At 44.1% G+C, this 8,493-nt stretch carries 5 protein-coding genes and 1 pseudogene; 3 read left to right on the top strand and 3 right to left on the bottom strand.

Annotated features, from left to right (window positions below; genetic code table 11):
* Positions 1-474 precede the first annotated feature (474 nt).
* Positions 475-2,496 carry an HAD-IC family P-type ATPase gene (locus tag OGM63_RS24340; RefSeq protein ID WP_263748251.1) on the top strand — a complete coding sequence of 674 codons (2,022 nt, stop codon included), beginning with the start codon at positions 475-477 and terminating at the stop codon, positions 2,494-2,496.
* A gap of 128 nt (positions 2,497-2,624) precedes the next feature.
* On the opposite strand, the gene OGM63_RS24345 is transcribed toward OGM63_RS24340, so the two are convergent.
* Positions 2,625-3,800: a phosphoserine transaminase gene (locus OGM63_RS24345; protein ID WP_263748252.1), complete on the bottom strand. Its 1,176-nt coding sequence runs from the start codon at positions 3,798-3,800 to the stop codon at positions 2,625-2,627.
* Between the two features lie 96 nt (positions 3,801-3,896).
* Between OGM63_RS24345 and OGM63_RS29985 the strand changes: the two are divergent.
* A pseudogene (locus OGM63_RS29985) lies at positions 3,897-4,043 on the top strand (thioredoxin family protein); the annotation flags it as partial.
* A gap of 277 nt (positions 4,044-4,320) precedes the next feature.
* Here OGM63_RS29985 and OGM63_RS24350 read toward each other — a convergent pair.
* On the bottom strand, positions 4,321-4,938 hold the full coding sequence (locus OGM63_RS24350; protein WP_263748253.1) for a Pvc16 family protein: 618 nt from the start codon (positions 4,936-4,938) through the stop codon (positions 4,321-4,323).
* 459 nt (positions 4,939-5,397) lie between these two features.
* Here OGM63_RS24350 and OGM63_RS24355 point away from each other — a divergent pair, with 459 nt between their 5' ends.
* Positions 5,398-5,934, top strand: coding sequence for a universal stress protein (locus OGM63_RS24355; protein WP_263748254.1), 537 nt, complete (start codon positions 5,398-5,400; stop codon positions 5,932-5,934).
* A gap of 345 nt (positions 5,935-6,279) precedes the next feature.
* Here OGM63_RS24355 and OGM63_RS24360 read toward each other — a convergent pair whose 3' ends face one another.
* Complete coding sequence (locus OGM63_RS24360) at positions 6,280-8,277, bottom strand: zinc metalloprotease HtpX (protein ID WP_263748255.1); 1,998 nt, start codon at positions 8,275-8,277, stop codon at positions 6,280-6,282.
* Positions 8,278-8,493 lie beyond the last annotated feature (216 nt).

The raw sequence follows: 8,493 nt of genomic DNA on the forward strand, positions 1-8,493 counted from the left end.
CCTAGGCTCATAGCTCAAGTCTTCTTAAGAAGACTTGAAAGAATTTTAGTCCATTATCTCCCAACAGTCCATAACCGCCTTGGGTTATAAACCCTAGGCTCATAGCTCAAGTCTTCTTAAGAAGACTTGAAAGAATTTTAGTCCATTATCTCCCAACAGTCCATAACCGCCTTGGGTTATAAACCCTAGGCTCATAGCTCAAGTCTTCTTAAGAAGACTAGAAAGAATTTTAGTCCATTATCTCCCAACAGTCCATAACCGCCTTGGGTTATAAACCCTAGGCTCATAGCTCAAGTCTTCTTAAGAAGACTAGAAAGAATTTTAGTCCATTTTAATGGACTTCAGCTATGAGCCTGGAACTTAAGTTCCAGGCGGGTGAGGCAAATGATTATAACATTGTTAGATATTTATTTTCTTGACATTGACATTAATGTCAAGGTTTAGGGTGAGAGAGTATGTGTTGGTTCAACTTTCATGCTCTACCCAGAACGCTTAACTCAATTCACCAAAGAACATTCAGATACGGTAGCCGCGATCGCTTGTGGTCTATTATTACTTTTGGGAGCGATCGCCTTACATCTCAATTTTTTCGGCTTGGCATTGCTGCTACTCCCGGCAGCTTATGTGATTGGTGGCTACGAAAGCGCTCGCGAGGGGCTAACTACGCTTTTCCAAGAAAAAGAACTCGATGTCGATTTACTCATGATAGTGGCGGCGTTAGGTGCTGCTGGTTTAGGTTTATGGCAACGGGAATACCACCTAATTATCGATGGGGCAATTTTGATTCTCATCTTTGCGATAAGTGGGGCACTTGAAGGTTACGCAATGCGACGCACTGAGCGCAGTATCCGCAGTTTGATGAGCCTGACACCAGATATCGCAATGGTTTTACGTCAGGGAAGGGAAGTTTCTGTTTCTATTTCGCAGTTAAAGGTAGGGGATGAAATTGTCGTCAAACCGGGAGAGTTAATTCCTACCGATGCAGTGATTGTATCAGGTTACAGCAGCATCAATCAAGGGGCAATTACGGGGGAATCTTTACCTGTAGAAAAGACGGTGGGTGAAGAAGTGTTTGCAGGTACGCTTAACGGTTATGGTGCCCTGAAGTTGAAGGTACATCAACCACCGGAAAGCAGTTTAATTCAACGTGTGATTAAGTTAGTAGAGCAAGCACAGACAGAGGAACCACCTTCCCAACAGTTTATTGAGAGATTTGAAAGGAGTTATGCACGCTTGATTGTGATTGCTGGGGTGTTGCTAGCAACTTTACCACCGTTTCTTTTGGGTTGGGATTGGGAAACCACGATTTATCGAGCGCTGACCTTTTTGGTGGTAGCTTCTCCTTGTGCGTTGATGGCAGCAATAATGCCGACGCTGCTATCGGGAATTGCCAATGGTGCCAGACAGGGGATTTTGTTTAAAAATGGTAGTCAGTTAGAAATGATGGGGAAAGTGAGAGCGATCGCTTTCGATAAAACTGGTACTCTAACTACAGGTATTGTGCAAGTATTTCAAGTTATTTCTGCTGGTAATTATTCCCAAGCTGATGTATTGAAAGTTGCCGCAACCGTGGAATCAGTTTCCGAACATGCGATCGGTAAAGCTATTGTGAAAGCCGCTGTTGATTTAAATTGGGTGAGTGCGGTTGAAGTGCAAGCTATCCCCGGACAGGGAATTATCGGTATCAACAACATGCAGCAGGTAATTGTGGGGAATGCTGCTTTTGTGCAGAAGCATGTCACAAATTTACCAGAAGAATTGCAGAAATCTGCTTCAGTGTTGGAGGAAGAAGGTAAGACAGTCGTTTGGGTAGCGCAGGGGGGGATGGGGAGACAAGGGGGACAAGGGGGACAAGGGGGACAAGGGGGTAAGAAACAAATTCCTATATCTCCCTTGTCCTCCCCCTCTCCCTTGTCTCCCCCCTCTCTCTCATCTGCTGAGGTGATAGGTTTGATCGCTCTAGCTGACGAGGTGAGGGCAGAAGCTGCTGCAACCATCGCTCGCTTAAAGGCTTTGGGAGTTGAACAAATCGTTATGTTAACTGGTGATAATCAGCGCACTGCTGACAGTGTAGCGCAAAGTGTTGGTATAAATGAGGTATATGCAGAACTTTTGCCGGAAGATAAATTAGATGTAATTCGTCGTTTGCAAAAGCAGTATAAAACAGTGGCAATGGTGGGTGATGGTATCAATGATGCACCAGCATTAGCTCAGGCTTCTATAGGTATTGCGATGGGGGTTGCGGGAAGTGATGTAGCATTGGAAACGGCAGATATTGTATTGATGGCAGATCGGCTGGAGAAACTTGCAGTGGCAATGGATTTGGGTAGGCGATCGCATGGCATAATTAAGCAGAATATAACGGTTGCTTTGTCTTTCATTATTCTGCTTTTGGTGGGTAATTTTCTCGGTAATGTTAATTTACCCATCGGTGTAATTGGGCATGAGGGTTCTACGGTGTTGGTTACTCTGAGTGGTCTGAGGTTGTTGAAATAGGGACTGGGGCAATGGGCAATAGACATAGGAGTAGAAATTAATTATGCATTGCCCAAAATCCTTGTAGAGACGCGAAATTTCGCGTCTCTACATTGTTTTCTGGAGATGTCTATTGCCCCATGCCCAAATTACACTGGTTTCTCAATTTCGCTTTTAACTGTAGCGTATCCCCAATCCAACCAGGGAAGCAAAGCTTCAATGTCTGCGGTTTCGACTGTGGCACCACCCCAAATCCGCAATCCTGGAGGTGCGGAGCGATAGGATGCGATATCAAAGGCTACTTCTTGCTTTTCTAAAAGTTTTGCTAATTTCTTCGCACATTTTGCCTGTTCTTCTGGAGTTAAGCCGTTAAACCAGGAATCGACTATCTTGAGACAAATTGAGGTACAAGAGCGATTTTCTGGCTTTTCTGCTAAAAAAGCTGCCCAAGAACTTTGCTCAACCCATTTAGCGATCGCTTGCAAATTCGCTTCACTGCGGCTAATTAAACCGGGAAGTCCACCAATACTTTCTGCCCATTTCAACCCATCCAGGGCATCTTCGACACACAACATCGATGGTGTGTTGATGGTATCACCTTGAAAAATTCCTTCTATTAGTTTACCTTTTTGTGTTAGGCGAAATAGCTTGGGTATTGCGCGTTCAGGATTATAACTTTCTAAACGTTCGACTGCACGGGGAGAAAGAACAATTACTCCATGTTGAGCTTCTCCTCCCAATACTTTTTGCCAGGAGTAGGTTACGACATCGAGCTTTTCCCAAGGTACTTCCATTGCGAAAACGGCAGAAGTCGCATCACAAATTGTCAATCCTGAGCGATCGCTTTTAATCCAATCACCATTTTCTACCCTAACACCAGAGGTGGTACCATTCCACAAAAACACAATATCTTTTTGAAAGTCAACTTCGTTTAAGTCTGGTAAACTACCATAATCTGCTTTCAAATGACGAGTTTCTGGCAATTTCAACTCATCTAAAACATCTTTAACCCATTCCTGCCCGAAGCTTTCCCATGCTAAAATATCCACGGGAAGTTTTCCTAGCATCGACCATAACGCCATTTCCACAGCGCCTGTATCGGAAGCTGGAACGATACCCAAACGATAAGAAGCGGGAACACCGAGGATTTTTTTAGAACGCTCAATCACTTCTGCTAATTTGGCTTTACCAGCTTCAGAGCGATGGGAGCGACCTACACAGGCTTTTTCAAGTTGGGAAACAGACCAACCCGGTCGTTTCGCACAAGGTCCAGAGGAAAAATGAGGGATGCGTGGCTTGACTGTAGGTGTAGTGAGCTCTGACATAAAGCTATTTTTGCAGACGTGGGGGATGAGAAAGTACTGATGTATATAGTACTAGGTTTCTGCTTTCAGATTGAACTCCGATAAAAAGTTGTTGAAGTTGACATTGACGATGCATATGAAGTTACAAAAAAGTACGGGATTAAAACAGTTCCTACAACCATCGTTTTTAAGCAAGGTGAAAAAACAGGAGAAATTGTTGGTCTAACTTCACGCGAGAATATACTTCGATTAGCAGGCATTTAGCATTCTTGTTGTAAATCTGAGGTGATTTGAATCTGCCAAATTAACAACAAGAATGCATTCTCAAAAATTCCCTATTCCCTTAGTGGTATGGGAATTTGGGAGCATCCCAATTTGGCAAGAAGATGAAAGAAATGGGAAAGAATTCGCAAGTCATCATCGCAAATTAGGGGGGGACTATACAAATGCTGTCCATAACTGAGAAAATTATGGGAATCAGACACAAAGGAAGTGAAAATTAATTATGCGTGACCCAGAACCCCAACAGACGTTGCATGTGCTACGTCTCTACATCTTTTCCACTTTCTATGTCTATTTCGCTGTCCCCACCACGAGTTAAAATCGGCTTTTGTGTCTTGACAAAACGACTGCTTTCAATTATTACTACTGAAACTTCATAAGCGGCGGAAATGCGATACTGAGTTTGAAAAGTTCTCCACAACTTAGAAACATCTTCCAGCGACATAGATTGAAGCGTAATCCGAACTCGTTCGACTTGATTGTGTAAATCGCTTTCGCTTAAGCTAATTTTGATATCAGCCGGGTTTAGCACTGCGTAGTCATTTAAAATATGCATCGCCTTTCCTAACAGACGATGAGCCAAGATATCATCATTATCTTTGCCGTAAAAAGTAATTATATAGTAAAGATTGAGAGCTAATGGCGGTTGACCGATTTCCCCAGGTTTGACGCGATTGGGTAAATCCATAGTCCGCCAAGAGGCATTCGGTAAAATATGATAGAGAAAGAGATTAATTTGATTTTTATCGTGATGATAGCGTGCCTTGTCTGGTGGTTGCGTTGTCACAATACCATCACCCAATTCTTGGGCAACAGCTTGAGAAATCAGATTGCGTAACGTTGTCGTAACAGCTGCGATCGCCAGAGAGTTACTCATGACTTGCCTCCTTGGCGTTGTTTCAAATAATGTTGTAAACAAACAGATGGTGAGCGCTTGGGTTGAACAGAGCGCGTGGCGGTGACGGGTGGAAGTAAAATTACAAAGAGCGAACTTCGACGCGACCAATAGTTACTTGAATTGTAGGGGTAGACGCAGGCGATCGCAATTAAGTTTTGGGCATTGGGCAGCAGGAAGGAAAAAGGGGAAGGGGAAAAGGGAAAAACTTTTCTTCCTTTACCCTTTACCCTTTAACCTTTTCCCCTCATGAAATTCCCCCTTGTCCCCCTTGATCACGCAGTCCCCCTTCCCTTGTCCCCCTTGATCACGCAGTCCCCTTTCCTCACAAGATCCTCAAATTGTTTGTCTATAACATAAGTGTAGGAGGAAAGACATGGGAGATGGCGATCGCCTGCCCCCTCGAATAAATGATAATTATTCTAAAAAATCGGTGTTTATATGTTTATTAACAAAATTCTCGTTGCACTAGATCGCTCTGAGTTGAGCAAACTGGTTTTTGAACAAGCGTTGGCTTTAGCGAAGGTTACACAAGCGAGCTTAATGCTGCTACACGTTCTTTCTGCTGAAGAAGAAGGCAGTCCCTATGTGCCTGTTCCATACTCTGGTTTTGACTACTATTCAGGAGTGCGTGCTCAAACCTTGGAAGCTTACCAAGAGCAATGGAACGCTTTTAAACGCGAAAGTCTAGAGATGTTACAGTCTTTTTGTACCCAAGCAGACATAGCAGGTGTCACTACTGAATTTACCCAAAATTCTGGCAGTCCTGGTCGCTGCATTTGTGATGTCAGCCGTAGTTGGGGTGCCGACTTAATTATTATGGGGCGTCGGGGTCACTCTGGTTTAAAAGAACTATTTCTAGGCAGCGTCAGTAACTATGTTCTTCACCATGCACCAAGTTCTGTCCATATTGTGCATCTTCCAGTCGTTGCGAAAATAACTGAAGTTGCACAACAAACACAAAGCGTCTCAACTTGAAAATAGACAACCTATTTGAAAATCAATGATTAGACGTAGCACTGCTACGTCTAATCATAGGGTTTCAGATAACGCATCATAAGCATAGCGGTCGATGTCTATTCTAAGTAATAAACCGGACATGATATAACACCAAACGTATTGCAATCTAACCCAATACAGTTCAGTTAAGCCTGATCGGACGAGGAGTGTAGAGACTTCGTCCGATCGCGTCTCTACAGGTCTAAAATCAGTACTAAAAATCCTTAACACCAAGCGGCAATCTAACCCACACAATAAAAGGAGGCAGTTACTTACTACCTCCTTGATAATTACAGCTTGGATAAATTAGAAATACTCTGACAGCTATCTGCCGGTCATAAACAATGTAATGACCACTCCTAGAATAATCGATCCGCCACCGAAGACGAATGACCAAAAGCGATGGTAACTGTTGACAATGGTGCCGCTTTCACTGTTAAGTTGACTTAAATCCATCCACGGTGCGACACCTCGACGGAACCAACCTACAGCACCAACTGATTCACCAATCAAGCTTTCAACTCGTTTCATTCCAAACAAGAAGTTACCAATTGGACCAAAACGCGAAGCATAATGCAAATAAAGCATCCCGCTGCGGTCTTGAATTTTCAAGTCAGAACCAAATTTATAACCGGAATCCCCACGACCAATTAGTGTACCTTGCAATTTCGCAGGTCTGCCACGCAACGGACTAGCATAAGGGTCTGACATCAAGGTGAGAATGTCGGTTTCTGGTGCTTGGCTGTAGCTGGGGAACATAATCAAGGCTTTAATTGCCACTCCTAAACCTAAGCCGATGAGTGGTAAACCCAGCATCAAACCTGGGTTGCGGGAACTTGACCACAAAATAGCGCCAATAATTAAGCCGGCGGCAAACCCAATGGTTTCGGCACCGTACAGGATAACATCTAAGAAGAAGCTGCCATAAAGCTTACTTTTATTGAGAGTTTTGCCTTCACCAATAACTCGACCCATGTCGAATTCAGTTGCTAAACCAAGCTGTTCTGCATAGGTGCTAAGAGCGCGGACTCGTTTCCCAGTCAGGGGGTGAGTGGAATTTAACTCCATCCACCAACCCCACGGATTAAACATATCCCACAAAAAGACGCGACCGATTTTTTGCGGATCGGAAGCAATGCGGTAGGCGGTTCCGGTAGACGCAGCCGCTTTATGATCGTAAATACCCAAGGCACGAGTACCTTCAATTAAACGGCTGGGTTCTTTTGTTCTGGAACCTTCTTCTAAAATGCCGTAGGCTATCTTTACTAAAGCGCGGGAAAGTCCGTTGGGGTTGCCGGTGGTTTCTGCGGCAAAGTGGTCAGCAAAGTATTCTCGCGTGCGGGAGAGGTACAGTACTAAGTATGTACCGATAAAGTAAAACACATAGGCAGCTAGGGCAGCAGTTTGTGCTGCATCTTTGATTTTGCTATCACCACCCCCACGTCCAAGGTTTCTGGCTGTGATGTAAATCAAATAGCAAATTTGCACTAAGGTGGAAGCTACTGTCATTACCGCAAAGTCCCAGTGGACGATGTGTCCTAATTCGTGGGCGTAGACGGTAGCAATTTCATCATCATCTAGGTAGGTGAAAAGTCCGTGACTGACGACTAAGCGAGCGCTATTGGGTAATGATCCGTAAGTAAAAGCCGTGGGGTTTTCGTCGTCAATGATTCCCAAACGGGGAATTTTTAGCTTTTTCTGCTGACAAACGCGACGAATTACTCTGGCTGTTTCTGGACTGAGATTTTCAACTTCTGTTATGTCTACCCAACGAGTATGGTAGAGCCAACTTTGGGTTAAGTCCATCAAAAAGGGAGATAGAAAGAAGGCAGCGAGGTTGAAAATAACAGCGATCGCCAGAGCGATCGCTAATCCATTTACAGGTGCATCGCTGTTGACAATGAATACCAGGGCTAAACCTAAAACGAACACCATGCCAAACAGCAAGGTGAGGGTGACACCAGATGCTAGTGCTAAACTACCACCAACACCCTTCATTGCCAACTGGACACCAGCTGTCGGAGCGCGTTCGCTTTTTTCAATTTTGCGAGATGGCGTTTTTAAAGCCTGAGGTAAAGTAGGGTAAGCTTTTTCTGCCCAGGAGCGTACCTCTAAATTATCGCTGCTGATTAACTGCTGACACAGGTCGCAAGCTTTTTCAATTTCTCCAGTGGCTTGATACGCTTTCAACAGCCACATCTGCGCGTTTAAATAGCCTGGAGAAGTTTCATCAACACTATTTCGACTGAATTCTTCTAGTAATTCGATCGCTTCTTGATAACGTCCAATTTTAAAGGCATCTAATCCAGATTGCAGTGACATAGTATCTCCCTTTATGAGGAGTGGTATTTATCTATCAATACTCAATAGATACAGCGATCGCCACCGCAATTACGGAAAACTTTTTCGACACATATATTAATATGTGTTTTCACTACTTATATAAAGTTTCTTTAATTATCTTCAGTGAATCGCGTAAGTAGGGGAGGGGGGGATGGGGAGAGGGGGGGAGGGGGGGAGGTAGGGGGATGGGGGTGT

The organism is Plectonema radiosum NIES-515 (genome assembly GCF_025753815.1).
In the GTDB taxonomy this organism is placed as follows: Bacteria; Cyanobacteriota; Cyanobacteriia; order Cyanobacteriales; family Nostocaceae; genus Hassallia; species Hassallia radiosum_A.

Coding starts and splice junctions, on each gene's coding strand:
- OGM63_RS24355 (WP_263748254.1), top strand. CDS start 5,398: ATGTTTATTAACAAAATTCTCGTTGCACTAGATCGCTCTGAGTTGAGC.
- OGM63_RS24360 (WP_263748255.1), bottom strand. CDS start 8,277: ATGTCACTGCAATCTGGATTAGATGCCTTTAAAATTGGACGTTATCAA.
- OGM63_RS24345 (WP_263748252.1), bottom strand. CDS start 3,800: ATGTCAGAGCTCACTACACCTACAGTCAAGCCACGCATCCCTCATTTT.
- OGM63_RS24340 (WP_263748251.1), top strand. CDS start 475: ATGCTCTACCCAGAACGCTTAACTCAATTCACCAAAGAACATTCAGAT.
- OGM63_RS24350 (WP_263748253.1), bottom strand. CDS start 4,938: ATGAGTAACTCTCTGGCGATCGCAGCTGTTACGACAACGTTACGCAAT.